This window comes from Polaromonas sp. P1_A2, from assembly GCF_056406895.1.
Map to the genome: position 1 here is coordinate 74623 of NZ_JBFTZI010000003.1, position 24795 is coordinate 99417.

The 24795-nt window shown below is 65.0% G+C and carries 26 protein-coding genes; 21 read left to right on the plus strand and 5 right to left on the minus strand.

Annotated features, from left to right (window positions below):
- Position 1: 1 nt before the first annotated feature.
- A complete protein-coding gene (locus AC1D09_RS12395) occupies positions 2 to 1045 on the minus strand; it encodes a methionine synthase (RefSeq protein WP_477661798.1) in 1044 nt (347 codons plus the stop codon).
- Positions 1046 to 1092: 47 nt separating this feature from the next.
- Complete coding sequence (locus tag AC1D09_RS12400) at positions 1093 to 2091, minus strand: LLM class flavin-dependent oxidoreductase (protein WP_477661799.1); 999 nt, start codon at positions 2089 to 2091, stop codon at positions 1093 to 1095.
- Positions 2092 to 2215: 124 nt separating this feature from the next.
- Between AC1D09_RS12400 and AC1D09_RS12405 the strand changes: the two genes are divergently transcribed.
- Positions 2216 to 2773 (plus strand): YaeQ family protein, encoded by a 558-nt coding sequence (locus tag AC1D09_RS12405; protein WP_477661800.1) that lies wholly within the window; start codon positions 2216 to 2218, stop codon positions 2771 to 2773.
- A 12-nt stretch (positions 2774 to 2785) separates the two neighbouring features.
- On the opposite strand, the gene AC1D09_RS12410 is transcribed toward AC1D09_RS12405, so the two are convergent.
- Genes AC1D09_RS12410 through AC1D09_RS12420 form a run of 3 tightly spaced genes read right to left on the minus strand, consistent with a single transcriptional unit; the run spans position 2786 to position 6635 of the window.
- Positions 2786 to 3685, minus strand: a complete 900-nt coding sequence (locus AC1D09_RS12410) for an ion transporter (protein ID WP_477661801.1) — start codon at positions 3683 to 3685, stop codon at positions 2786 to 2788.
- A gap of 28 nt (positions 3686 to 3713) precedes the next feature.
- Positions 3714 to 4826 carry a mandelate racemase/muconate lactonizing enzyme family protein gene (locus AC1D09_RS12415; protein WP_477661802.1) on the minus strand — a complete coding sequence of 371 codons (1113 nt, stop codon included), beginning with the start codon at positions 4824 to 4826 and terminating at the stop codon, positions 3714 to 3716.
- Positions 4827 to 4865: 39 nt separating this feature from the next.
- The gene (locus AC1D09_RS12420) at positions 4866 to 6635 is read right to left on the minus strand and encodes a long-chain fatty acid--CoA ligase (RefSeq protein WP_477661803.1); all 1770 of its coding nucleotides are present in this window, start codon (positions 6633 to 6635) and stop codon (positions 4866 to 4868) included.
- 180 nt (positions 6636 to 6815) lie between these two features.
- Here AC1D09_RS12420 and AC1D09_RS12425 point away from each other — a divergent pair, with 180 nt between their 5' ends.
- From AC1D09_RS12425 to AC1D09_RS12520, 20 genes are all read left to right on the plus strand, one after another.
- Positions 6816 to 7796, plus strand: coding sequence for a Bug family tripartite tricarboxylate transporter substrate binding protein (locus AC1D09_RS12425; RefSeq protein ID WP_477661804.1), 981 nt, complete (start codon positions 6816 to 6818; stop codon positions 7794 to 7796).
- Between the two features lie 371 nt (positions 7797 to 8167).
- Positions 8168 to 8959, plus strand: a complete 792-nt coding sequence (locus AC1D09_RS12430; RefSeq protein WP_074577399.1) for a transporter substrate-binding domain-containing protein — start codon at positions 8168 to 8170, stop codon at positions 8957 to 8959.
- A 99-nt stretch (positions 8960 to 9058) separates the two neighbouring features.
- Complete coding sequence (locus tag AC1D09_RS12435; RefSeq protein ID WP_477661805.1) at positions 9059 to 9838, plus strand: GntR family transcriptional regulator; 780 nt, start codon at positions 9059 to 9061, stop codon at positions 9836 to 9838.
- A complete protein-coding gene (locus tag AC1D09_RS12440) occupies positions 9835 to 10626 on the plus strand; it encodes a transporter substrate-binding domain-containing protein (RefSeq protein ID WP_477661806.1) in 792 nt (263 codons plus the stop codon). Before AC1D09_RS12435 ends, AC1D09_RS12440 begins: the two co-directional genes overlap by 4 nt.
- Positions 10627 to 10764: 138 nt before the next feature.
- Positions 10765 to 11427, plus strand: coding sequence for an amino acid ABC transporter permease (locus AC1D09_RS12445; RefSeq protein ID WP_477661807.1), 663 nt, complete (start codon positions 10765 to 10767; stop codon positions 11425 to 11427).
- Between the two features lie 21 nt (positions 11428 to 11448).
- The gene (locus AC1D09_RS12450; RefSeq protein WP_477661808.1) at positions 11449 to 12129 is read left to right on the plus strand and encodes an amino acid ABC transporter permease; all 681 of its coding nucleotides are present in this window, start codon (positions 11449 to 11451) and stop codon (positions 12127 to 12129) included.
- A complete protein-coding gene (locus AC1D09_RS12455) occupies positions 12119 to 12889 on the plus strand; it encodes an amino acid ABC transporter ATP-binding protein (protein WP_477661809.1) in 771 nt (256 codons plus the stop codon). The genes AC1D09_RS12450 and AC1D09_RS12455 overlap by 11 nt, the downstream gene beginning before the upstream one ends.
- Before the next feature lie 245 nt (positions 12890 to 13134).
- Positions 13135 to 14301, plus strand: coding sequence for an MFS transporter (locus tag AC1D09_RS12460; protein ID WP_477661810.1), 1167 nt, complete (start codon positions 13135 to 13137; stop codon positions 14299 to 14301).
- Positions 14302 to 14316: 15 nt separating this feature from the next.
- A complete protein-coding gene (locus AC1D09_RS12465) occupies positions 14317 to 14607 on the plus strand; it encodes a hypothetical protein (RefSeq protein ID WP_477661811.1) in 291 nt (96 codons plus the stop codon).
- Positions 14608 to 14648: 41 nt separating this feature from the next.
- The gene (locus AC1D09_RS12470) at positions 14649 to 15059 is read left to right on the plus strand and encodes a hypothetical protein (protein WP_477661812.1); all 411 of its coding nucleotides are present in this window, start codon (positions 14649 to 14651) and stop codon (positions 15057 to 15059) included.
- A gap of 111 nt (positions 15060 to 15170) precedes the next feature.
- The gene (locus AC1D09_RS12475) at positions 15171 to 15503 is read left to right on the plus strand and encodes a hypothetical protein (protein ID WP_477661813.1); all 333 of its coding nucleotides are present in this window, start codon (positions 15171 to 15173) and stop codon (positions 15501 to 15503) included.
- An 8-nt stretch (positions 15504 to 15511) separates the two neighbouring features.
- A complete protein-coding gene (locus AC1D09_RS12480; RefSeq protein WP_477661814.1) occupies positions 15512 to 16678 on the plus strand; it encodes a TolC family protein in 1167 nt (388 codons plus the stop codon).
- Between the two features lie 37 nt (positions 16679 to 16715).
- The gene (locus tag AC1D09_RS12485; protein WP_477661815.1) at positions 16716 to 18107 is read left to right on the plus strand and encodes a multicopper oxidase family protein; all 1392 of its coding nucleotides are present in this window, start codon (positions 16716 to 16718) and stop codon (positions 18105 to 18107) included.
- 38 nt (positions 18108 to 18145) lie between these two features.
- Positions 18146 to 18643 (plus strand): cupredoxin domain-containing protein, encoded by a 498-nt coding sequence (locus tag AC1D09_RS12490; RefSeq protein ID WP_477661816.1) that lies wholly within the window; start codon positions 18146 to 18148, stop codon positions 18641 to 18643.
- 35 nt (positions 18644 to 18678) lie between these two features.
- Positions 18679 to 19155, plus strand: coding sequence for a DUF411 domain-containing protein (locus AC1D09_RS12495; RefSeq protein ID WP_477661817.1), 477 nt, complete (start codon positions 18679 to 18681; stop codon positions 19153 to 19155).
- A gap of 12 nt (positions 19156 to 19167) precedes the next feature.
- On the plus strand, positions 19168 to 19470 hold the full coding sequence (locus AC1D09_RS12500; RefSeq protein WP_477661818.1) for a copper-binding protein: 303 nt from the start codon (positions 19168 to 19170) through the stop codon (positions 19468 to 19470).
- A 33-nt stretch (positions 19471 to 19503) separates the two neighbouring features.
- On the plus strand, positions 19504 to 20892 hold the full coding sequence (locus AC1D09_RS12505) for a TAXI family TRAP transporter solute-binding subunit (protein WP_477661819.1): 1389 nt from the start codon (positions 19504 to 19506) through the stop codon (positions 20890 to 20892).
- 186 nt (positions 20893 to 21078) lie between these two features.
- Entirely contained in the window at positions 21079 to 22059 is a 981-nt protein-coding gene (locus AC1D09_RS12510; protein WP_477661820.1) for an ABC transporter permease, read from the plus strand.
- A gap of 79 nt (positions 22060 to 22138) precedes the next feature.
- The gene (locus AC1D09_RS12515) at positions 22139 to 23722 is read left to right on the plus strand and encodes an ABC transporter substrate-binding protein (protein WP_477661821.1); all 1584 of its coding nucleotides are present in this window, start codon (positions 22139 to 22141) and stop codon (positions 23720 to 23722) included.
- A gap of 144 nt (positions 23723 to 23866) precedes the next feature.
- The gene (locus AC1D09_RS12520) at positions 23867 to 24784 is read left to right on the plus strand and encodes an ABC transporter permease (protein WP_477661822.1); all 918 of its coding nucleotides are present in this window, start codon (positions 23867 to 23869) and stop codon (positions 24782 to 24784) included.
- Positions 24785 to 24795 lie beyond the last annotated feature (11 nt).

Below are 24795 nucleotides of genomic sequence, written 5' to 3' on the forward strand. Positions count from 1 at the left end.
TTTATTTGTAGCGCTCGCGCGCCAGCGCCGCACCCTGGGCCAGTGCCTGCAGTTTTTTAAGCGCCACATCGCGGTCCATGGGCGCCAGGCCGCAGTTGGTGCAAGGCAGCAGGCGGTTCTTGGGCACATACTGCAGCGCCTTGCCTATGGTGTCGGCCACCTGTTCGGGTGTTTCGATCTCGTCGCTGGCCACGTCGATCACGCCGACCATCACGTCCTTGCCTTCCAGCAGTGCCATCAGGTGCGGCGGCACATGGGAGTGGTAGCACTCCAGGCTCACCTGCTGGATGCTGCTTTTGGCCAGCGCCGGGAACACGGTTTCGTACTGCCGCCATTCCTCGCCCAGCGAGGCCTTCCAGTCGGTGTTGGCCTTGATGCCGTAGCCGTAGCAGATGTGTACGGCCGTCGTGCAGGTCAGGCCCCGGGCCGCGACTTCCAGCGCTTTCACGCCCCAGTCGGCGGCGTCCTTCATATAGACATTGAAGGCCGGCTCGTCGAACTGGATGATGTCCACGCCGTCGGCCTGCAAGGCCAGTGCTTCCTGGTTCAGCAGCTCGGCAAAAGCCATGGCCATCTTGACCTTGTCGCCGTAAAACCGGTCGGCCACGGTGTCGACAATCGTCATGGGGCCGGGCAGGGTGAACTTGATCTTCTTGCCGGTGTGGGCGCGCAGCAGCCGGGCCTCGGCCGCATGCACGCGGCCCTTGAGCCGGAGCGCGGCCACCACCTGCGGCACCATGGCGTCGTAGCGGTTGTCGCGTATGCCCATCTTGACCTTGTGCTCGAAATCAATGCCTTCGACCTGCTCGAGAAAGCCGTGCACAAAATGCTGGCGCGACTGCTCACCGTCGCCTATCACGTCCAGGCCCGCGTCTTCCTGTGCCTTGATCCACAGCAGCGTGGCGTCGGCCTTGGCCTGCTTGAGCTCCTCGCCCTCGGCCTTCCATTGCGGCCAGAGTTTTTTGGTTTCAGACAGCCAGGCCGGTTTGGGCAGGCTGCCGGCGATGGTGGCGCTGAAAAGCGGGCTTGCGGAGGGTGTCGTCATGGGGGCTTGTTTCCTTGTCTCGATCATTTCTTGTTCACGGCCTGCGTTTAGAAAAACTCGCGGGCCAGCAGTTCGTAGGAGCGGCGTCGGGCGGCCGGGTCGTGGGCCCAGGTGATCACCACCAATTCCTCAACCTCCAGTGTATTAGCCAGGGCCCGCAGTTTGGCGGCGACCTGCGGGCCGCTGCCGACAAATGCATGGGCCCTGAGTTTGTCGGCCTCCAGCTGTTCGGCCGGCGTGTAGGGGCGCTGCGCCACCTCTTCGGGCGACGGCAGGGCCGCGAGCGCGCCGCGGTTGCGGTCTATCTTCCAGCGCTCCCGGCCCGAAAAATGGTGCCAGGCTTCGGCCTCGGTGTCGGCCGCCAGCGCCCAGACGCAGAGCACGGCCTGCGGCGCGGGATGGCGCGGGCTGGGCCGGTAATTGGCGCGGTAGAGTTCCAGCGCCTGGTCAGCGCCCTGGCCGTCGGTGATGAAATAAGCGAACGCATAAGGCAGGCCATAATGCGCCGCCAGCTGCGCGCCGTAGTCCGAACTGCCCAGCATCCACATCTCGGGCGTGCTCGGGCCCATGGGATTGGCCGTCACGCCGCGGCCCGGGTGGCCTTCTGGCAGGTCGACGCCGGCCAGCCAGGCCTGCAGCTCGCGCACCTGGATCGGAAAATTCTCGGCCGACTGGCGCGGGTCGCTGCTGAGCAGCCGCGCCGTGCGCATGTCCGAGCCCGGCGCGCGCCCCACGCCCAGATCTATGCGGCCCGGCGCGAGGGCCTCGAGCACGCGGAACTGCTCCGCCACCTTGAGCGCCGCATAGTGCGGCAGCATGACGCCGGCGCTGCCCACGCGTATGCGGCTGGTGGTCGCGGCGATCGCGGCCATCAGCACTTCGGGCGCGGAGCCGACGATGGTCGGGTGGCTGTGGTGCTCGCTGACCCAGAAGCGGCGGTAGCCCAGGGCCTCGCAATGGCGGGCCAGGGTCAGGGTTTCACGGATGGAGGCGTCTTCCGTGCGGCCGGTGACGGCGACGGACTGGTCGAGGACGGACAGTTGCATGGTCGGGCCACTATAGCCAGCAGCGATAAACCGCGCTTGCCGGGGGTTTCGCCGGCAAGCTCGCGCGCTCTGTTCCAATAGAGGGTTAGTTCCCGTCCAGACCCGAGATAAAGAAGCACACCCTATGGCACTCAAAGCCACCATTTACAAAGCCCAGCTGGCCCTGTCCGACATGGACCGCAATATCTACGCCGACCACAGCGTGACGATTGCGCGCCACCCGTCGGAGGCCGATGAGCGCATGATGATCCGCCTGCTGGCCTTCGCGCTCAATGTGCCGGCCGACGACAAAAAGGGCAACCTGGAGTTCGCCAAGGACCTCTGGGACGTGGACGAGGCCGCGCTCTGGCACAAGGACTACACCGAGCAGATCCTGCACTGGATAGACGTGGGCCAGCCCGACGACAAGCGCCTGATGAAGGCCGCGGGCCGGGCTGAGCGCGTCAGTGTCTACAGCTTTGCCAGCAGCACGCCGGTCTGGTGGAAGAACATCGAAAGCAAACTCACACGTGCCGCCAACCTGGTGGTCTGGCAAATCGACGCGGCCGAGAGCCAGGCGCTGGCCAGACTCGCCGAGCGCAGCATGCAACTGCAGGTGACGGTGCAGGACGGCACGGTCTGGATGAGCACGGCGCTGGGCTCGGTGGAGATCACGCCGCGGCGGCTGACGGCCGGCGAATAAAACCAGGGCCGGCTAGGAAGCTTCAGCCTTCGCCTCCTGGCGCTGGTAAAGCGGCAGCCTGGCGCCGCAGTGAAAGCAGAAATCCGCTTCCGGCAAATGGCCTTCGGTCAGGCATTCGTGGCAGCTGCGTGTGGTCGGCAAGGGCAGGTGTTGCAGGCGCCGCTCGGCCGCCATCTCGGCCGTGACGATGCCGGTGGGCACGGCCAGGATGCCCCAGCCCAGCAGCATCATGAAAGACGAGATCAGCCGGCCCAGGTCGGTCTTGGGAGTGATGTCGCCGAAGCCCACGGTGGTGACGGTGCTGATGGCCCAGTAGACCGAGGTCGGGATGCTGGTAAAGCCGTTGGACGGCCCTTCGACCACATACATCACCGTGCCCATGACCAGAACCATCATCACCACGGCCGACAGGAACACCAAAATCTTGCGCCCGCTGGCGGCCAGCGCCCGCCCCAGGGACTGGTATTCGGCCACATAGGCCGCGAGCTTGAAGATGCGGAACACGCGCAAGAGCCGCAGCACACGCACGTCGATGAGGGCGTGCAGCTCGGGAAAGAACAGCGCCAAATAGGTCGGCAGCACCGCGACCAGGTCGATGATGCCGAAAAAGCTGGTCGCGTACTGCAGCGGCTTGCGCACGCAGGCCAGGCGCGCGAGGTACTCGGCGGTGAACAGCAGCGTGAAGACCCATTCGACCACCGAGAACAGCTTCCCGTGCGCGGCATGCACGGACTGCACGCTGTCGGCCATCACCACGGCAATGCTGACCAGGATCAGGGCGATCAGCGCCTTGTCGAACAGCCGGCCCGCGCGGGTGTCGGCCTCGAAGATGATGGTGTAAAGCCGCAGCCGCCAGCCGGCCAGCGGCTTGCCGCCAAAGTCATCCAGTGTGGGCGGAGTGGGTTTGGCCATGGATGGGTTGCAGTTGCGGCACCGGCAATCAGGCCGTGGCCTGGCGGAACTTTGCCCAGGCGGCCGGCGTTGGCGTGGTGCTGGCGCCCGGCTGCTGCGGCAGGCTGAAGTGGCCGTCCACCACCTGGGCCGGTTCAAGAAAGCAATCCTTGATCCAGGGAATGTATTCCAGCACCGCGCAGGCCGGGTGCGCGTGGTTCAGGTGCACGTGCACCTGGCTCATGTCGCCCGCATGCGGCGCCACCGGCAGCCGGAAGGAATGCGCGGTGTCGCAGACGCGCAGCACCTCCGTGATGCCGCCCATGCGGGTCACATCGGGCTGCACCCAGTGAATCGCCTCCTGGTGGAAAAATTCAGCGAAGGCGTCGTGGGTATAGAGCTGCTCGCCCAGCGCGACAGGAATGCGGGTGCTGCGCGCGAGCTGGGCATGGCCTTTCACATCGTCATACCAGAGCGGCTCTTCAATCCAGTACAGGTCAAAGGCTTCGGCCGCCCGGCAAAAACGCTGGCAGGTGGGCAGGTCCCATTTGCCGTTGCCGTCCGTGGCCAAGGTGATGGACGGGCCTATGGCACGGCGCACGGCCTCCAGGCGTTTCAAGTCGCGGTCCACGCTGGAGCCTATCTTGACCTTGATGCCGGTAAAACCCTCGTCGACGGCGCGCTTCGCGCCGGCCACCAGTTGCTCGTCGGGGATGCTGAGCCAGCCTATGTCGGTGTTGTAGGCCCGCACTTTTTCGCGCACCTGGCCGCCCAGCAGCTTCCACAGCGGAACGCCAGCGGCTTTCGCCTTGAGGTCCCACAGCGCGATGTCGATCGCCGCCTGGGACAGCGTGGTGATGCCGGCGCGCCCCACCCACTGCAGGGCCGGGTTGCGCGCGAGCTTGAGCCACAGGCGGTTGGTATCCAGCGCGTCCTCTCCGACCAGCAGTGGGGCGTGGCAGGTTTCTATGCAACGCGTGATCAGCTGGTCGCTGGGCAGATGGGCATGGGTGCCGGTAAACCCGTAACCGCTCAGCCCCGTGTCGGTGTCTATCTGCGCGCCCACCACCCCCCAGTGCGAGATGGTGTGTGTGCTGTCGGCGATCTGGGAGCCCGTCACGGGCACATGCAGGATGAAGGGCTTGACCGAGGTGATTTTCAAACGGGTCTCCAGAAAACAGGGCCGCGGCGGCCGGCACGCTCAGGACCCGCGCTGCTCGGCTTCCTGCAGCGCGCGCCACATGACCTTGCCCGAGCCGCTCTTGGGCAGCGCGTCGACAAACTGCACCACGCGCGGGTATTTGTAAGCCGCCATGTTATCCCGGCACCAGTTGATGATCTCTTCCTCGCTGGTATTGCCTTTGGCGGCGGGACGCAGCACTACCACGGCTTTCACGGTTTCGCCGCGGTAGGCGTCACGGGTCGAGATGATGCAGGCTTCCTGGATGGCCGGGTGCTTGAACATCAGCGCCTCGACCTCCGCCGGCCAGACCTTGAAGCCCGAGGCGTTGATCATGCGCTTGAGCCTGTCGGTGATGAAAAAGTAGCCCTCCTCGTCCATGCGGCCCAGGTCACCCGAGCGGAAAAAGCGCTTGCCGTCGAGTTCGATAAAAGCCTGCTCCGTCGCGTCCGGGCGCTTCCAGTAGCCCTGGAATACCTGCGGCCCGCTCATGATGATTTCGCCCTGCTCGCCCTGGGGCACTTCCTTGAGCGTGAGCGGGTCTATCACGCGCGCGTCGCAGCTCATGAAGGGCACGCCCAGGCATTGCTGCTTGGTGGCGTCATAGGGATTGCTGTGCGAGGGTGCGGCGGTTTCCGTAAGGCCGTAACCTTCGGCAAAGCGCAGGCCGTACTGCTCCCACAGGCGCTGTGCCACGGCCTGCGGCATGGCCGCGCCGCCGCCGCCGATGTAGACGAGGCTGCTCAGGTCGAAGGCAGCGAAGTTGGGGCTGGCCAGCAGGTCTATCACCATGGTGGGGATGTTGGTCCAGTGCGTCACGCGCCAGTGCGAGATCAGCCGCCCGGCCAGCTCGCGGTCCCAGCGCGGCATGATGACCAGCGTCGCGCTACCGTAAATGGATGCGTGCATCACCGACACCATACCGGTGATATGGAACATGGGCACCACCGACAGCGTCACGTTTTCGAAAGTGCTGCCGCCCCATAAACAGCTGGCCACCGCGTTGTGCATGATGCTGGCGTGGGTGTGCATGCAGCCCTTGGGCAGGCCGGTGGTGCCACTGGTATAGGGCAGCACGGCCAGGTCTTGCGGCGTGGCGGTGTGCGGCGGCAGCTCGCCCGCCTCCAGCGCTTTACCCGACGTTGCGTCGGCCCAGTCGATCACGCCGCCGCCGCCTTCGAGCGCCGGCAGCGCATGGCGCGTGCCCAGCCATTCGCGCCAGGCCGGCGGCATGGCGGCGTCGCCCTCGCCCTCGCCTTCCCCGGCCAGGTCGAAGGCGTCGCTGTAATGGGTGACCACCATGTGCGAGAGCCGCTCGCCGGACGCCAGCTGCGCATTGGCCCTGGCGAGTTCGGCCGCCAGGTCGGCCGCCGTGATGGCGACTTTCACATCGGGGTCGGTGATGTAGTGCTTGAGCTCCTCGGCCCGGTTCATGGGATTGACCGGCACCACCACCGCGTTGGCGCGCAGGATGGCAAAGTGCGCGATCACCCACTGCGGGCAGTTCTGCATGTCGAGCAGCACGCGGTCGCCGCTGCGCACACCCAGGCTGTGCAGGGTGGCGGCCAGGCGCTCGGCCTGGCGCATGACCTCGGCGTAGCTGAGCACGCGATTGAAGAACACCAGCGCGGGTTTGTCGGGAAAACGCAGCGCGCTGACCGCGAGGTTGTGCCACAAGGAGGTGGCCGGTGGCGTGATGCTGTGCGGCAGGCGCTTGGGCCAGACCTGGTGGTGCAAGGTATGCGAGGTCGCGGCGGGGACGGCCTGGCCGGTATCGGATTCAAGGGACAAGAAGGGCTCCAGGCAAGTGCTGACTTGGGGGCTTCAGCCTACCCCGAGTCCGCGGCGCCCACATCCGGGAAGCCCCCGATAAAACACTGTCACTTGAGCGACCGCTGCTCACTATGATCAAACAGCACCGCGCGGCCCGGGCGTCGCTTACACGCGGAAACAAGCACAACAGGAGACTTCATGAATCGCATTCTCGCCTTGCCCCGCAAAGCGCTCACACTGCTGGCCGTCGCCGCACTGGCTTGCTCCACCGCCATGGCGGCATTTCCCGACAAGCCCATACGCGTCGTCATCGGCTTTCCGGCCGGCGGCCCGCTGGACCAGCATGCACGCCTGCTGACCGAGCGCCTGCAAGCGGTGCTGGGCCAGCCCATCGTGATCGACTACAAGTCGGGCGCCGGCGGAACCGTGGGCGCCCAGGATGTCATGAAGGCCCCGCCCGACGGCTACACCCTGATGCTGGCCAACACCGGCGTGATGGTGATCAACCCCGCGCTGTACAGCAAGCTGCCCTACAACACGCTCAAAGACTTCACGCCGATCGCGCGCACCGCCATGCAGCCGCTGGCCCTGCTGGTCAACCCCAAGCTGCCGGTCAACAACCTGCAGGAATTCATCGCCTACACCAAGGCCAGGCCCGGCCAGGTCAACTACGGCTCGGCCGGCAACGGCGGCATCAGCCATCTCGTACCCGAGATGTTCAAAAACGCCACCGGGCTGTTCATGGTCCATATTCCCTACCGCGGAAGCGCGCCGGCCTTTACCGACCTGATGGCCGGCCAGGTGCAGTTCATGGGCGAATCCATTCCGCAGGCCGCCAACTACCACAAGCAGGGCAAGGTGCGCGCCCTGGCCGTGACCAGCAAGGAGCGCAACCCGGCCCTGCCCGACATCCCGACCGTCATCGAATCGGGCATCAAAGGTTTTGAAGTGGTCGGGTTTTACGGCTTCCTCGCACCGGCCGGCCTGCCCAGGGACGTGACCGCCAAGCTGAGCGACGCCTTCAAGCAGGTCATGAACAACCCGGACATCCGCAACCGCATGGTGGCCCAGGGCGCCGACCCGGCCTTTATGGGCAGCGAGGAGTTCACGCAGTTCCTGGCCGCTGAAATGCCGCGCTGGGCCCAGGCCGTCAAGGCTTCCGGTGCCAAGATGGACTGAGGGGCCGCGGGAAGGGCAATCCCCTTTCTGGTGCGGGCGGTTACCTGAAAAGCCGCATGCTGGTGCATAAGCACGCCAGACGGGTGCACATATCTTGTATACCAAATAGTGACAAATTCAACGAAATCATCCCCCAAAAGGGTAAATGCCGGGCCCAAAAAATAAGAAGAAGGTATAGGCTGACAAGGTCAACGGTTCAGGCCGGATACGCCCATCAGGAAACCGTGCAGGCCCGCCAGCCCTTCTTTTTGCGCCGGAAATTGGACTCCCGTTTTTTGGCCAAAGATTGGCACAAGACTTGCACGCAAGATTCCGGATTCAGGTCGCATCGGCGCAAATCGGTATGACTTTTTCAACCTACGGAGCGTGCCATGACCTCAAGTAAATTCCTGCTTTCGCTGAGCCTGACGGTTCTTTCACTCCTGTCGAGCTTTGGCGTCCATGCGCAAAGCGCCCTGGACACCATCCTCAAGAACAAAAAAATCACCATCGCGGTTCCGCCCGACTTTCCGCCTTATGGCTCCATGGGGGCGGACTTCAAGATCCAGGGCCTCGACGTCGACATGGCCAACTACATTGGCGCCAAATTGGGCGTGACGGTCGATGTGATTCCCGTCAGCAGTGCCAACCGCATTCCCTACCTGCAGACGAAAAAGGCGTCGCTGGTGATCGCGACCCTGGGCAAAAACCCCGACCGGGAAAAGCAGATTGACTTCGCCGGCGCGTATTCGCCCTTCTTCCAGGCCGTCTTTGGCCCAAGAACACTCAATATCAAGAGCTTCACCGACCTGGCGGGAAAAACCATCGGGGTGACGCGCGGCTCGGTCGAGGACGAGGAACTCAACAAGCTGGCCCCCTCGGGCACCGATATCCGCCGCTTTGACGACAACTTCAAGACGGTGAACGCCTTCACCGCCGGCCAGGTGCAGCTCATCGCCACGGGCGCTTCCGTGGCCGGCAACATCATGAGCAAGAGCCCGCAGCTGCGCACCGAGTACAAGCTGCTGCTCAAGGAAAGCCCCAACTTTATCGGCGTGCCCAAAGGGGAAGACACGCTTCGCCTGACCGTCAACGGCATCCTTGCGGAAGCCAAGAAAAACGGCGACCTGGACAAGATTTCGCTTAAATGGCTGGGACGCCCCGCGGGCGATTTGCCGCAATAAATGGATGCAGCCGGGAGGGTAGCCCCCTCCCGAGAAAATCCCGATGTGACACACCAATCTTGTATACAAATATTGAGTTAACTCCTCTACATTTGCACCATGGCCACCGCCCCCGACATCAGCAACCGCATCATCGAAGCCGTGATGGCGCAAAAGCTCGCACCCGGCTCGCGCCTGGGTGAGCAGCAGCTGGCCCTGCTGTTTGACTGCAGCCGCACCATCGTCCGCGAAGCCCTGACCCGGCTGGCGGTGCGCGGCATCGTCACCGTCAGCAGCCGGCGCGGCTGGTATGTCATAGAACCCTCCCAGGAGGAAGCGCGCGAGGCCTTCGAGGCGCGCCGCGTGATCGAGATGGGCCTGATCCGCTGCACCACCGACGTCAGCAAGGCCGCCATCAAGCAGCTCAAGAGCCACCTGACCCGCGAAAAAGCCGCCATCAAGGGCGACGACGTGGGCCTGCGCAGCTTTTTGCTGGGTGACTTCCATGTCTGCCTGGCCGAATGCCTGGGCAACAACCTGCTGGCCGACACCCTGCGCGACTTCACCGCGCGCACCACGCTGATCGCCATGCTGTACCAGTCCTCGCACGACGCGGCGCAGTCCTGCGAGGAGCATGTGCTCATCGTGCAGGCACTCGAAAAAGGCGACCTGGCCAAAGCCGAAAAACTCATGCAGGCGCATATCGGCAGCGTGCAGGCCGCGCTCAAGCTGCAGGCCGGCGCCGGCGATCCGCTGGCGCAACTGCGCAGCGCGCTGAGCCCGCTGGCCGCGCAGGACAGCAAACCGGCGTCTTCCGCGCCATCCCGTGTTCGCAAAACCGGCCGCACCGCGGCCAAACCCTCTGACGATTCCTCAACCTACCTTGGAGCCCTGCTATGAAGTCCAGCAAACGCGTTTTTTCTCTCGCCCTCGCCGCAGCCGCGGTGCTGGCCGCCACCGGCGCCCATGCGCAAACCGCGCTGGACGACATCATGAAGGCCAAGGAAATCAAGATCGCGATCCCGACCGACTTCCCGCCCTACGGCATGGTCGGCACCGACCTGAAGCCCCAGGGCCTGGATGTCGAGATGGCCGGCTACATCGCGCAAAAACTCGGCGTCAAGGTGGAACTGGTTCCCGTGACCAGCGCCAACCGCATCGCCTACCTGCAAACCAAAAAGGCCGACCTGGTGATCTCCACGCTGGGTAAAACCGCGGAGCGCGAAAAAGTCATCGACTTCACCGCCGCCTACACCCCCTTCTTCCAGGCCGTGTTCGGCCCCAAGAGCGTGAACGTGAAGTCCTTCGCCGACCTCAGCGGCAAAACCATCAGCGTGACGCGCGCCGCCCTGGAAGACCAGGAACTCACCAAGGTCGCCCCGGCCGGCACGGACATCAAGCGCTTTGAAGACAACAACACCACGGTCTCGGCCTACACCGCCGGCCAGGTGCAGCTGATCGCCACGGGCGCCTCGGTGGCCGGCAACATGATGGCCAAGAACCCGCAACTCAACACCGAGTACAAGCTGCTGCTCAAAGACTCCCCCAACTTCATCGGCGTGGCCAAGGGCGAAGACAAGCTGCGCGCCAAGGTCAATGAAGTGATTGCCGAAGCCAAGAAAAACGGCGACCTCGACAAACTGGCCCTCAAGTGGCTGGGCCGCCCCGCTGGCGATTTGCCGCAATAAACGTTGCACACCCCCGTTGCGCTTCGCTTCGCGTAAGCGCCTCCCCCCTTGCAGGGGGCGCCGCTTGCGGCCCGGCAAAGCCGGTTCCGCTGCGGCCGCTGGCCTGCAAGCAGCCCTCAATAACAGGAAGTGAATCAGATGCGTGTCGAGCTTGATTTCATGGCCGTGCTGTCGCAGTGGCCGCTGTTGGCCACCGGCGTCGTGTGGACGCTGGGCCTGACGGCAATCTCGTCTGTGGCCGGCGTGTTTGTGGGCATGGGCTTTGCCTGGGCGCGCGCGAGCGGCCCCAGCTGGCTGCGTTGGGTGGTGGGCACTTACGTCGAGCTGATACGCAACACGCCTTTTATCGTGCAGCTGTTTTTCATCTTTTTCGGCCTGCCGGCCCTGGGCTTCAAGCTCTCGCCCGAGATGGCCTCGGTGCTGGCCATGGTGATCAACCTCGCGGCCTATGCCACCGAGATCATCCGTGCCGGCGTTGAAGCCACGCCGCGCGGGCAGATCGAAGCGGCCGAAAGCCTGGCGCTCAACCGCGTGCAGATCTACACCCGCGTGGTGCTGCCGCCCGCGCTCAAGAAAGTCTGGCCCGCCATGGTGAGCCAGATCATCATCGTGATGCTGGGCTCGGCCGTTTGCGGCCAGATCTCGACGCAGGAGCTGTCTTACGCCGCCAACCTGATCCAGGGCCGCAACTTCCGCGCCTTTGAGGCCTTCATCGTTGCGACGTTGATTTACCTGGTGCTGTCCGTTGCCGTGCGCAAGCTGCTGAACTGGGCCGGCCCGAAATTTCTCTTCGGTCGGTAACAGGAAAGGCCGGGCAACACCATGATTGAATTTTCCATCTGGGACATCTTCCGCAACCTGCTGCTCGCGGCGCGCTGGACCGTCGTGCTCTCGCTGGTCGCCTTCATAGGCGGCGGCCTGGTCGGCGCGCTGCTGCTGGTGGGCCGGCTGTCGGCCGCGCGTTCGGCGCCGGGCGCGCAAAAAGCCGCCCGCATGGTGCGCCGCGCGCTGGACGGCTATGTGCTGCTGTTCCAGGGCACGCCGCTGCTGATGCAGCTTTTTCTGGCCTACTTCGGCCTGGCGCTTTTCGGCATCAATGTGCCGGCCTGGGTGGCGGCCGGGGTGGCGCTCACGCTGTACACCAGCGCCTACCTGGCCGAGATCTGGCGCGGCTGCGTCGACGCGATCCCCAAGGGCCAGTGGGAGGCCGCGCAAAGCCTGGCGCTCAATTTCGGCGAACAGCTGCGCTACATCGTGCTGCCCCAGGCGGTGCGCATCGCCGTGCCGCCCACCGTGGGTTTCCTGGTGCAGGTCATCAAGGGCACGGCGCTGGCCTCGGTGATCGGCTTTATCGAGCTGACCAAGGCCGGCACCATGATCACCAACGCCACCTTCAAACCCTTTGTGGTCTACAGCTGTGTGGCGCTGATGTACTTCGCGCTGTGTTTCCCCGTGTCCCTGTATGCCCGCAAGCTTGAGAGGAAAGCCCGCCATGGACGTTAACGTCACCCCATCCCCCGCAACGGCCGACAGGACTTTGGTCGAGATCAACCAGCTGCGCAAGAGCTTCGGCGCCAACGAGGTGCTCAAAGGCATAGACCTGGAGGTCAAGGCCGGCGAAGTGATCGCCATCATCGGCAAAAGCGGTTCGGGCAAAAGCACGCTGCTGCGCTGCATCAACGGCCTGGAAGTATTCCAGAGCGGCACGCTGCGCGTGGACGGCAAACACCTGCTGCACGACAACCCGCAGGTCATGCGCGAGCTGCGCCAGCGCGTGGGCATGATCTTCCAGAGCTTCAACCTGTTCCCGCACCTGACCGTCGGCAAGAACATCATGCTGGCTCCCACCCTGGTCAAGAAGACGGCCGGCGCGCCCGCGGCCGAGCATGCACGCGCGCTGCTGCAGCGCGTGGGCCTGGCCGAGAAATTCGATGCCTGGCCCGACCAGCTCTCCGGCGGGCAGCAGCAGCGCGTGGCGATCGCGCGCGCGCTGGCCATGCAGCCTTCGGTGTTGCTGTGCGATGAAATCACCTCGGCGCTGGACCCGGAACTGGTGGGCGAGGTGCTGCAGGTGGTGGAAAGCCTGGCCGCCGAAGGCATGACCTTGCTGATGGTCACGCACGAGATGAGCTTCGCCCGCAAGGTCTGCGACCGCGTGGTCTTTATGCACCAGGGCCGCGTGCACGAAATCGGCCCACCCGACGAAGTGTTCTCGAATCCGCAGACCGCCGAGCTCAAGCAGTTCCTCGGCATGATCCAGTAAGCGCGGGCGGCAAGCGCGTCCCGGCCGGTCCAGGGATTGCGCAAAACGCACCAAAGCTGCGCATCCATAGGCTGTGGCCGGCCCGGGCCTGGCTTTTTTTTGGCGCCGGCTTGCCCCCCGGACCTGCAGGGGCGCACGGCTTCCCGCACAATGGCGGAGTTGAACCTGCCCCGCTCTTGATGGGATAGCTGCCGCCGCCCGCCCCTGGGCGGCTTGCGCCGTCCCCGCTACCCGACGCCGCCTTCATGAACACCATGCCTCCCATCCTGTATTTCTTCGCGCTGTGCAACCTGGTCATAGGCAGCGGCGCCTTTGTGCTGGGCGGCATCCTGCAACCCATGAGCGCGTCGCTGGGCATCAGCGTGGCGGCGGCCGGCCAGGCCATGACGGCCTATGCGGTGGCCACCGCCTTGCTGGCGCCGCTACTCATCATCCTCACGGCCCGCTGGCCGCGCAAGCGCGCCGTGCAGCTGGCGCTGGCGCTGTTCACCATGGGTTGCCTGGTGTGCGCCCTCGCGCCAAACCTGCCGCTGCTGCTGCTGGGCCGCGTGCTGATGGGCGCGGGCGCGATGTTCACCGCGGCGGCCTCGGCGCTGGCCGTCAGCATGGTGGTGCCCGCGCTGCGCGGCCGGGCGCTGTCCATCACCTTCCTGGGCATGAGCATCAGCTATGCCGTGGGCCTGCCCATAGGTGCCTGGCTGGGTTTTGAATTCGGCTGGCGCGTGCCGGTGTGGCTGTCGGCGGCCGCCAGCGGCGCGGCGCTGGTCGCGGCCAGCTGGCTGATTCCCGCCAACATGGCCAGCGCCGGCACCAGCTTCGCGGGCTTTCAGGCGGCCGCGCGCCAGGGCGCGGTGCTGCGCGTATGGGGCCGCACCCTGCTGTATTTCATCGCCATCTTCAGCGTCTTTGCCTATGTCGGGCCGGTGCTGCACGCACTCAACCCCATGAATTCGGCGCAGCTTTCGGCCACGCTGGCCGTCTTCGGCCTGGCCGGCGTGGGCGGCACGCTGATGGGTGGCTGGGCTACCGACCGCTTCGGCGCGCTGCGCACCCTGCGCGTGCAGCTGGCCGTGCTGGTCGCAATGATGTGCCTGCTGCCGCTCACGCGCGGCAGCGTGCCGGCCACCATGGCCGTACTGGTGCTGTGGGGCATCGCCGGCTTCGGCCTGATGGCGCCGCAGCAAAGCCGGCTGGCCAGCCTCTCGCCGGCACAGGCACCCTTGCTGCTGAGCCTCAACGGCTCCATGCTGTATGTGGGCACGGCACTGGGCGCGGTGATCAGCGGCGCGTTGCTGGACCAGGTGGGCTTCGCGCAGCTGGGCTGGGTGGGTGTTCCCTTCGGACTGCTGGCCATGCTGACCCTGGTGTTTGACCGCAGGACCACGCGCATACCGGCCTCGGCCGCCGCATAAGCTTGACACCACACCATGACGACACAAGACCAGCTCGACAGCCTGCAAACCGCTCTCCAGCAGTTGCGCGACGACACACTCAGCGTGGCGGCTTTTTCGCAAGCCGCGATACAGCAGCAAAGCCTGGCGGCGGCCCTACCCGAGCGATTTAACGAGGTGCTCTCGCAGCTGCTGAACCGGCTCGAGTCGAGCGCGCTGTTCACCGAGGAAAGCTGCTCCTTCAGCCAGCAGGATTTGCTGGACAGCCTGCAACTGTGGCTGGACAAGGCGCGGCTGCAGCTGCAAAAAAACGAAGCAAAAAACTGAACTCGCAGGAACTTATCCGGGTCCTGCCCTATCATTCACCCATGCGCCATTTTCTGTTCGCCATCCTGATCGCCCTGCTGCCCCTGCGCGGCTGGATGGGCGACGCGATGGCCACGCAGATGGCGGCCGGCCAGCTTCAGCATCGTCAACAAACGCAAGCTGCGATCCAGGCGGATCATGTGCATGAGGCCATGGATGCGGCCCATGCCGACCACCACACGCAGACCCAGGCGCTGCACGATTGCATGGACCAGGCTGCAAATGACGCCAGCCATTCAGGCGAAGGCCATTGCGAAACCTGCGCCGCCTGCCAGGCTTGCCACACGGTGGCCCTGTCGCTCCCGGCACCCGGCCTGATGCCGCATTTCAGCGCACCCACCCTGCCCCGTTCGGCGGCAGACCCCTTTGCCAGTGCCGATACCGCACTGCGCCAAAAACCACCCATTTCCTGATCTCCAGGCCCGTAGTGGGTCTGTACTTGCCCTCCGGCTCGACTCCTTGCGGTCGATAGAGCCGGAGCACGCGATGCCCGCCATCGCACCCGCTTGTCTCAGGAGATTTTTGTGAACATCCGCGTCTATTTTTTAAACCCGCGCGCATGGCTGCTGGCCGTGCTGCTGCCCGCGGGGGCCGCCGCCCATGCGCAGGCCCCCACACCCTATCCGCGGCTCGACCCCCGGCCCACCGAACAGGCTGCCGATCCGGCCGCGCCGGTGCCGCCTGCCTTGTACACATCGGCCTTTGCCGGCCTGCCCGGCGGCGTGGAGCCGGCCCTTGACGACTGGAAAAAAGCCAATGCCGCCGTGGGCCAGTTCCCGCGCGGCCATGCCGACCTGCTGAAGTGGGAGCAGGCCCAAGGCGCCCAGCCCGCAGCACCCGCCGCCAAAAAACCATGAGGCCGGACATGATCCCTTTCTTTATTCGCGACCGGGCCGGCCCGCGGCAACTGGGCACGCTGGCCTTGCTGTGTCTGGCACTGACGGCGCGCGCGGCCGTACCCTTCGACGGCGGCGTGAGCAGCCTGGAGGCGCTGGCCCAGGGCCAGGCCTCCGGCCCTGTCGCCATCGCGCGGCCGGGCATGGATTCCGGCGCGGCCATCGCGCCCTTGCTGGCCGCCGGCCCGCTCAGCGCCGACACGGCGGTGCGCATTGCCCTGCTCAACAACCCCGGCCTGCAGGTTTCGCTGGCGGCGGACGGCGTCAATATTTCGGACGCCGCTCTGGCCGCCAGCCCGACTAGGCGCAAAGCGGGCCAGGACATTGTTCTGCTGGCAGCCCAGGCACGCAAAGCCTGGACGCGCGCCGTGGCGGCCGCGCAGATAGCCCGCCTGGCGGCCGAGGCCAAAGACAGCGCCGAGGCCGGCGGGGAGCTGGCCCGCCGCATGGCGCGCGCCGGCAACTGGAGCAAGCTGCAGCAGGCGCGCGAACAACTGCTGCTGGCCGATGCGGCGGCGCAACTCGCGCGCGCCCGGCAGGCTGCGTCCAGCGAGCGTGAAAAGCTCATCGTGGTGCTGGGCCTGTGGGGCGCGCAAACCGGCTTTGAGCTGCCGGACCGCCTGCCCGAACTGCCAAAACAGCCCCAGGAATTGCCCGACGTGGAAAGCCGCGTGCTGCAACAGCGACTGGACCTGCAACTGGCGACTACGCAGTGGGCGCAGCAACGCAGGGCCCGGCGCGAACCGGGCGCCGAGGCGCTGTGGGACGCGATGGGCAATGCGGCCCGTGTGCGCGAACTGGCGGTGAAAGCCCGCAGCGAAGCCCGCGAGGCCTACCACGGCTACCGCACGGCCTGGGACCTGGCGCAGCACTACGAGAAGCAAGTGCTGCCCCTGTCGCGCTTCATCAAGGACGAGACCCTGCTGCGCTACAACGGCATGCTGGCCAGCGTCTTCGAGTTGCTGGCCGAATCACGCGCGCAAACCCAGGCTGCGGGCGAAGCGGTCCAGGCCAGCCGCGACTTCTGGCTCGCCGACGCCGACCTGCGCACCGTGCTGGCCGGCGCACCTTACGACGCGGCATCCGGCGCATCCGCGGAACGCCCTTCGGCCGGCGCAGCCGCGGCCGCGCACTGAGGCAAAACCCTCATCACTGAATCTTCAAGGACATTTCATGAACCGACGACATTTTTTCAACCGCGCGGCGACGGCAGGCATGAGCGCCGTGGCCGCCGCCTCGGTCAGCAAGGTGGCCATGGCCGCGCTGCCCGAGCCTGTGACCATGGCGCATGCCAACACCGCAGCACCGCTTGCGCCGCCCAACGGCCGGCCTTACAAGCCGGTCCTCACCCTCAACGGCTGGACCCTGCCCTGGCGCATGAACAACGGCGTCAAGGAATTCCACCTGGTGGCCGAGCCCGTGGTGCGCGAAATGGCGCCCGGCTTCAAAGCCCATATGTGGGGCTACAACGGCCAGAGCCCCGGCCCGACCATCGAGGTGGTGGAAGGCGACCGGGTGCGCATCTTCGTGAGCAACAAGCTGCCCGAGCACACCTCCATCCACTGGCACGGCCAGCGCCTGCCCAACGGCATGGACGGCGTGGCCGGCCTGAACCAGCCGGCCATCCCGGTGGGCAAAACCTTTGTCTATGAGTTCGTCGCGCGGCGGCCCGGCACCTTTATGTACCACCCGCATGCCGACGAGATGACGCAGATGGCCATGGGCATGATGGGCTTCTGGGTGACGCATCCCAAGGAGAAGCATCCGCTGATTGCCGAGGTGGATCGCGACTTCGTCTTCCTGCTCAACGCCTACGACATAGAACCCGGCAGCATGACACCCAAGATCATGACCATGCTGGATTTCAACCTCTGGAGCTGGAACAGCCGCATCTTCCCCGGCATAGACCCGCTGGTGGTGCGCAGGAACGACAAGGTGCGCATACGCGTGGGCAACCTCACCATGACCAACCACCCGATACACCTGCACGGCCACGAGTTCACAGTGACCGGCACCGACGGCGGGCCCACGCCGCCGGCATCGCGCTGGCCGGAGGTGACGGCCGACGTGGCCGTAGGGCAGATGCGGCAGCTGGAGTTCCTGGCCGACGAGGAAGGCGACTGGGCTTTTCATTGCCACAAAAGCCACCACACCATGAACGCCATGGGCCACAGCGTGCCCACCATGCTGGGTGTGGACCACCGCGGCCTGGTCGGGAAAATCCAGAAAGCGGCGCCCGACTACATGGTCATGGGCGAGCGCGGCATGGCCGACATGGGAAGCATGGAAATGCCGATTCCCGACAACACCGCGCCCATGATGACGGGCACGGGACCCTATGGCGACGTCGAAATGGGCGGCATGTTCAGCATGCTCAAGGTGCGCGGCGGCCAGAAACCCGGCGACTACAAGGACCCGGGCTGGTACCGCCAGCCGCCCGGCACCCGGGCCTTTGAATGGACGGGCTCCCTGCCCGAGCCCACGCGCGCCGAAGCCGGCGGCACAGCCGCCACACCCTCCGCCGAAGTCCAGGTCCGCAAGCCTTCGGGCCACGGCAGCCATTGACACTCCCTCTTCACATCCAACACCATTTAAGGATCCTCATGAAATTTTCCTCCGCACTCACCCTCGTTGCCGCTTGCGCCATCAGCTTGGCGGCTCCCGCCGCCTTTGCCCATGGCAGTGAAGACCATGCCGGCAAGCCCGCCGCCGTCAGGAAGGAACAAAAGGACTGGGGCATTGCCGGCGACGCCAAATCAGCCACGCGCACCGTAACGCTGGCCATGGACGACAACATGCGCTTCACGCCCGACAAACTGGCCTTCAAGCAGGGCGAGACCGTGCGCTTCGTGATCCGCAACCAGGGAAAACTTTTGCACGAACTCGTGATCGGCACGAAACTGGAACTCGACGCGCATGCCGCCATGATGGTGAAATTCCCCGGCATGGAGCACGATGAACCTTATATGTCGCACATACCCGCCGGCAAGTCGGGCGAGCTGGTCTGGACCTTTAACCGCGCAGGCGAATTCGACTTCGCCTGCCTGATCGCCGGCCACTACCAGGCCGGCATGGTCGGCAAGATCAGCGTGGCGCGCTGAGCGGAGCCAGGCATTTTTTATACAAGGAGCACACCATGCAAAGACGACATCTGATACAGACCCTGATGGCCATGACCGCAGCGGCGCCGGCCGCCGGATTGCTGGCCCAAACCCGGCCTCAGGTCGAGGTCTGGAAAGACCCCGAATGCGGCTGCTGCAAGGACTGGGTGGCCCACCTCGAGGCCAACGGTTTTCAGGTTCGGGTACACGACAGCGGCAACACGGCCGCGCGCAAGCGCCTGGGCATTCCCGACAAGCTGGGCTCCTGCCATACGGCGGAAGTCAGCATCAAGGGCAAGCCCTACGCGCTCGAAGGCCATGTGCCGGCCCGTGAGGTGAAGCGCCTGCTCAAGGAGGCGCCGCAAGCCATCGGCCTGGCCGTGCCCGGCATGCCGGTGGGTTCGCCGGGCATGGACGCGCCGCTCTATGGCGGGCGCAAAGACCCGTATGACGTGCTGCTGGTCCTGCAGGACGGCAGCAGCCGTGTTTACCAAAGCTACCACCGCAGCTGAAAAGGAATCCCCATGAAACATTTGAAACAGGCACTCACGACTCTCTTCACCGCGCTGGCCGCCTCGGCGGCCCTGGCGCAGGCCGCGGCGCCGCTGACCGAAGGTGAAATCCGCAAGATCGACAAGGAAGCCGGCAAGCTCACCATCAAGCACGGCGAGATCAAAAACCTGGAAATGCCGCCCATGACCATGGTGTTCCGTGTCAGCGACCCCAAGCTGCTGGAGTCGCTCAGCGCGGGGGACAAGATAGCCTTCCAGGCCGAGAAGGTGGACGGCCAGTTCACGGTGACGGCGATCGACAAAAAAGCGCCATAACAAAACGCCCGCGGCGCATGCTAAGGTTGGCGCATGCCCAAAGCCATACGCTACACCCTGCTGTCGCTGCGCGACCTGGCCGCCTCGGCCGGGCCTTTTATTGTGCTGGCCTTTGCCTTGCTGGCGCTGGCCTACTGGTGGCTGGACCCGAACCCGCCCAAGCGCGTGACGCTGGCCACCGGCCCGGCGCAAAGCGCGTATGAGGAGTTTGGCAAACGCTACGCCAAGGCGCTGGCGGCCGAGGGCATAGAGGTGGTGCTGCAGCCCTCCGAAGGCTCGGCCGCCAATCTGCAGCTGCTGCGCGAAGGCAAGGTCGACGTGGGTTTTGTCCAGGGCGGCACCAGCGACTACACCGAGCAGGACGAAGAGGACCTGGCCTCGCTCGGCAGCCTTTTTGTGGAGCCGCTCTGGCTGTTTTACCGCGAGGACGCCGCGCGCAAGGTGGCCGCAGCGGCACGGACCGCCAAAAAACCGGCCGGCAAGGCCGACCCTGCGCAAGACGCCAGCCTGGACTCGCTCACGCAGCTGCAGGGCCTGCGCGTCAACACCGGCACGCCCGGCAGCGGGGTTCCCAGCCTGATGGCCAAACTGCTGGAAAGCAACCATGTTGACCCGGCGTCGCTGAAGATATCCCGGCTGGAGCAGACGCCCGCCACCGTGGCCTTCCTGGGCGGCGAGCTGGACGCCATCGTGTTCGCCTCCGCGCCCGAATCGCTGATGGTGCAGATGTTGCTGCAGACTCCGGGCGTCAAGCTGATGAACTTCGCCCAGAGCGAGGCCTATTCCAGGCGCTTCGCCTTCCTGACGCCCACGCGCCTGCCGCGCGGCGTGGTGGACCTGGCCGCCAACGTCCCGCCCGACGACGTGCGGCTGGTGGCCTCCACCACCTCGCTGATCACACGCACCACCACCCACCCCGCCCTGCAGCAGTTGCTGGCCCAGGCCGGCAACGAGATCCACGGCGGGGCCGGCTGGTTCAAGAGCGCCCGCGAATACCCGAATCGCGACAACAGCGAGCTGCCCATCGCCAAGGAGGCCGAACGCGCCATCAAGAACGGCACGCCGGTGCTGCAGCGCTACCTGCGCTTCTGGGTGGCCAACCTGGTGGAGCGCATGTGGCTGGTGATGGGCATCATCATCGCCATCATGCTGCCGCTGTCGCGCATCATCCCGCCGCTGTATGCCTTTCGCGTGCGCTCGCGCATCTTCCGCTGGTACGGCCGGCTGCGCGACATCGAGAACCGTGTGGAAAACAGCGGCGACAGCGACCGCAACAGCGAAAAAAACAAGGCGCTGTTAGAAGAACTCAACGACCTGGAACGCCGGGCCGAAAAAATCACGGTGCCGCTGTCCTATACCGACGAGCTGTACGCGCTGCGCGGCAATATTCACCTGGTGCGCAAGAAGCTGCAGCGGCTTTAACGGCCGGCCCGCCGTTGCGGGGCGGGCAGCACCTAAAAAGGGCGCACTGGGGCCCTATTTGGGGCGGTAACCGGGTCGAGGAAAGCATTTCCAGGCCCTCAGTTGTTTCTTTAACCCTAAAGTAAACCCCTGTGTCGGCATATCATTTGCTCTGCTAGTATCGCCCGATACTTTTTTCTTTGGCCGATGCTTGCTTTTATTCTGCGCCGCCTGATCCAGGCCGTGATCGTGATGGTCGTGGTCGCCCTGATCGCCTTCATGCTGTTCCAGTATGTCGGTGACCCGGTGGTATTCCTGCTGGGGCAAGACGCCTCGCCCGCTCAAATTACCCAGCTGCGCGCCGACCTGGGCCTGGACAAGCCCTTCATCGTGCAGTTCTGGCACTTCCTCATGAACGCCGTGCAAGGTGAGTTCGGCTTGAGCCTGCGCCAGGGCGCCAAGGTCTCGCGCCTGATCGCCGAGCGCTTTCCGGCCACGCTGGAGCTGGCCCTGGTGGCAGCTTTCATGGCGCTGCTGGTCGGCATCCCCATGGGCGTGTATTCGGCGCTGCGCCGCGGCACCTTCCTGAGCCAGGTGTTCATGACCCTCTCGCTGCTGGGCGTGTCGCTGCCGACCTTCCTGATCGGCATCCTGCTGATCCTGGTATTCGCCGTGGGCCTGGGCTGGTTCCCGAGCTTCGGCCGCGGCGAGACGGTGCAAATAGGCTGGTGGAGCACCGGCCTCTTCAAGGCCGACGGCTGGCACCACATCGTGCTGCCGGCCGTGACGCTGGCGGTGTTCCAGCTCACGCTGATCATGCGGCTGGTGCGCGCCGAAATGCTGGAAGTGCTGCGCACCGACTACATCAAGTTCGCGCGCGCCCGCGGCCTGCCCGACCGCGCCATCCACTTCGGCCACGCACTCAAGAACACGCTGGTGCCGGTGATGACCATCACCGGCCTGCAGCTGGGCGGGCTGATCGCCTTCGCCATCATCACCGAGACCGTGTTCCAGTGGCCCGGCATGGGCCTGCTGTTCATCCAGGCCGTGACCTTCGCCGACATCCCGGTGATGGCGGCCTACCTGTGCCTGATCGCGCTGATTTTTGTCGTGATCAACCTGGTGGTCGACCTGCTGTACTTCGCGGTGGACCCCAGGCTGCGCGTAGGCAACGGCGCGGGCCACTGAGGTCCCCTTTTCCTTTTTTTTCTCCTGTTTTCTTCCTTTTTACCCAGCCAGCCCTCATCCCTTCCACAAGGAGCTTTTGATGAAATTCAAGTCCACCCTGCTCTCGGCCAGTATCCTGTGCGCCTTCGCGGCCACCCCTTTTGTCGCGTCCGCGCAGACCCTGAGGGTCGCCAACCAGGGCGACTCGCTGTCCATGGACCCGCACTCGCTCAATGAATCGCTGCAGCTCAGCGTGACCGGCAACGCCTATGAGGGCCTGGTCATCCGCAACAAGGACCTGAGCCTGGCGCCCGGCCTGGCCACCTCGTGGAAACAGACCTCGCCGACCGTGTGGCGCTTCGAGCTGCGCAAGGGCGTGCAGTTCCATGACGGCACGCCGTTCACGGCCGACGACGTGGTCTTCAGCTTCCAGCGCACGCAGGCCGAGGGCTCGGACATGAAGAGCTACACCAATGACTTCAAGGAAGTACGCAAGATCAACGACCACGTGGTCGAGATCGAAACCAAGACACCCTTCCCCATCCTGCCCGACGTGATTTCGCTGGTCTACATGATGAGCAAGAAATGGTGCGAAACCAACCAGGCGACCCGGCCGGTGGACCGCCGCAAGGGCATAGAGAACGCGGCCTCCTTCCGAGCCAACGGCACCGGCCCTTACCGCGTGCGCGAGCGCCAGCCCAATGTCCGCACCACCTTTGTCCGCAACGGCAACTACTGGGGCAAGATCGAAGGCAACGTCCAGGAAGTGATCTACACGCCCATCGGCAATGACGCGACCCGGGTCGCCGCCCTGCTGTCGGGCGAGGTCGACGTGATGGAACCCGTGCCGGTGCAGGACATAGACCGCGTCAACGGCAACGCCGGCACCAAGGTGCTGGTCGGGGCCGAGCTGCGCACCATCTTCCTGGGCATGGACCAGAAACGCGACGAGCTGCTGTACTCGAACATCAAGGGCAAGAACCCCTTCAAGGACAAGCGCGTGCGCCAGGCCTTCTACCAGGCCATCGACATCGACGGCATCAAGAAAACCGTGATGCGCGGCGCTTCCAGCCCGACAGCGCTGCTGATAGGCCCCGGCATCAACGGTTTCCAGCAAGAGCAGAACAAACGCCTGCCCTATGACCCGGAAGCCGCGAAAAAGCTGATGGCCGACGCCGGCTACCCGAACGGCTTTGAAGTGTCCATGAACTGCCCGAATGACCGCTATGTGAACGACAGCCGCATCTGCCAGGCGGTGGCGGCCAACCTCTCGCGCATCAACGTGAAGATCAACCTGCAGGCCGAAACCAAGGGCACCTACTTCCCCAAAATCCTGCGCCGCGACACCAGCTTTTACATGCTGGGCTGGACGCCGGCCACCTACGACGCCCACAACGCCCTCAATGCGCTGGTCGCCTGCGTGGACGACAAGGGCGCTGGCCAGTTCAACCTGGGCGCGTATTGCAACCCCAAGGTCGACGAGCTGACCAAAAAGATCCAGTCGGAAACCGACAAGACCAAGCGCAACGCGCTGATCAAGGAAGCCTTCGACATCCATGGCGCAGACATCGGCCACCTGCCGCTGCACCAGCAGTCGCTGGCCTGGGGCACGAGCAAAAAGATCGAGCTGGTCCAGCTGGCCGACAACTTCATGTTCTTCAAGTGGATGACAATAAAAAAGTGACCCCCCTGTTGCCTTCTCGCTTCGCGTAGCGGCCTCTCCCCCCAGGGGGACAACAGCTGCAGCCCGGCAAAGCCGGTTCTGCGCTGTTGCTGGCACAAGCTTTGCTGCGCTCGCTCTGGATAACACGGACTCCACTTTCTCCCGATGAAAAGAACTCTTGCGCGCTGGCTTGACAGTGATGTGGGCCACAGCTTTCGCACTTCGCCGGTGGCGATGGTGGCGGCTGCCATTGCCCTGGTCTGCATTTTTTGCTCGGTGTTCGCCGGCTGGGTGGCGCCGCACGACCCCTTCAACTTGAGCACGCTGGAGCTAGGCGACGCGCGGCTGCCGCCGGCCTGGTATGCGCAGGGCAGCTCCAAATACCTGCTGGGCACCGACGACCAGGGGCGCGACATCCTGTCGGCGCTGATGTATGGCGCGCGCATCTCACTGGTGGTGGGCCTGGCCTCGGTCATCCTGTCCATGCTGGCCGGTGTGTCGCTGGGCTTGATTGCGGGGTTCAGGGGCGGCTGGATCGACTCGGCCCTGATGCGGGTTTGCGACGTGATGTCCTCGTTCCCGCCCATCCTGGTCGCGCTGCTGATCGCGGGCGTGGGCCGCGCGGTGTTTCCCAATGCCAGCCAACTGCTGGCCATGGGCGTGCTGATCCTGTCGATCTCCATGGGGCAGTCGGGCTGGGTGCAGTACGCGCGCACGGTGCGCGGCTCCACCATGGTGGAACGCGGCAAAGAATATGTGCAGGCCGCCCGCGTCACCGGCGTGGCGCCGCTGCGCATCATGCGCCGCCATGTGCTGCCCAATGTGATGGGACCGGTGCTGGTGCTGGCGACCATCCAGGTGGCCACCGCCATCATCACCGAAGCCACGCTGTCCTTCCTGGGTGTGGGCGCGCCGCCGACCTCGCCCTCGCTGGGCACGCTGATCCGCGTGGGCAACGACTACCTGTTTTCGGGCGAATGGTGGATCACCGTGTTCCCGGGCCTGATGCTGGTGCTGATTGCCTTGAGCGTGAACCTGCTGGGCGACTGGCTGCGTGATGCGCTCAACCCGCGCCTCAGGTAAGGACGAGTTAG